This is a genomic window from Paenibacillus sp. NPDC058174 (genome assembly GCF_042883865.1).
In the GTDB taxonomy this organism is placed as follows: domain Bacteria; phylum Bacillota; class Bacilli; order Paenibacillales; family Paenibacillaceae; genus Pristimantibacillus.
Window position 1 is genome coordinate 1 of sequence record NZ_JBHVUY010000022.1, and the last position, 1,199, is coordinate 1,199.

The 1,199-nt window shown below is 49.2% G+C and carries 1 pseudogene; it reads left to right on the forward strand.

The window, feature by feature from the left end:
- Positions 1 to 126 precede the first annotated feature (126 nt).
- A pseudogene (locus ACFVVF_RS29190) lies at positions 127 to 1,199 on the forward strand (HNH endonuclease); the annotation flags it as partial.

Genomic DNA, 1,199 nt, shown 5'->3' on the forward strand with positions numbered 1-1,199 from the left:
AAGGGTTTGGTATCCTCAGTCCAAACAACAAATCGCAATGGTATCTATACAATTGAAATTGAAGGGATATCCGGAAGCTTTCATCTGGATACGGAGAAGAAAAGCCGTTCTTTTCAAGATAGCGGAATGAGTTATTCCGCATTGCTAGACACAGTAGCGAGCGGTCATTCAAGAGCTAACGTTATCGCGACGGAAGGGAATGACGTTAAGCTGGGCAAGGCAGCCATTCAATATAAAGAGACGGACTGGGCGTTTGTTAAGCGATTATCCAGTGAATTACAAACGATCGTGTGCTGTGATATATTGGATAGTAGTCCCCGCTTTTACTTCGGTCTTCCGGAAGGGAAAAACTACAAGCTGGCGGATGATACGGCTTATACAGCCAAGAAGGATTTGCTGGCGTTCAAAAAGGCCAGAGAGCAAAAGGCTGATGCGCAGAGTACGGATTTTTTCTATTATGAGATTGAGAGTAACGTCCAGTATGCGCTGGGAGACGAAATCCAGTTTCGGAACAAGAAGCTTTGCGTTAGCAGTATGCAAGCTTATTTGGATGGAAGCGGACTAAAATATAAGTACCGTCTATCGCGGCGGGAAGGTATTTTGCAGCAGCCTCGCGAGCATGTCGGTTTGAAAGGATTATCGCTTGAGGGAAAGGTGTTGGCGGTTCAGGGAGAGCAGGTTAAGCTCCATCTAGACATCGACAAAGAGGCAGGTGCCAAGTCGGAATGGTTTCCGTTTGCGCCCCCGACAGGAAACGCGATGTACAGCATGCCTCAGGTAGGGACGCATGCCAGCTTGTATTTTCCCGATGGATCGGCAGCCAACGCTATAGTGGTAGGTGCTGTTCGGAAAAATGGAGGCAGCAGTCCCAAAACTAGCAATCCAAACAACCGGTATTTCGGCACTGAGCACGGCAGCGAGCTGGAGATGACGCCAACGGCGCTCAACCTTACGGGCGGAAGCAAAGAACCGCTGAAACTCAGCTTCGACGATAACTACGGCATTACCTTGACCAGTCACAAGAAGCTGACGCTGAATGCGGCGGATGAGATCTCGCTGTTCACGCCCAAGCGCATCCTTATTAACGCTCAAAGCCAGATTCTGGCACGCAAAGGGCAGCTGCCGAACGGGCTGATTATAGAGAGCGAGTATCATCTGAGTTCAAATAGCATTCGTGCGGAAGGTACTGATCAGACGAG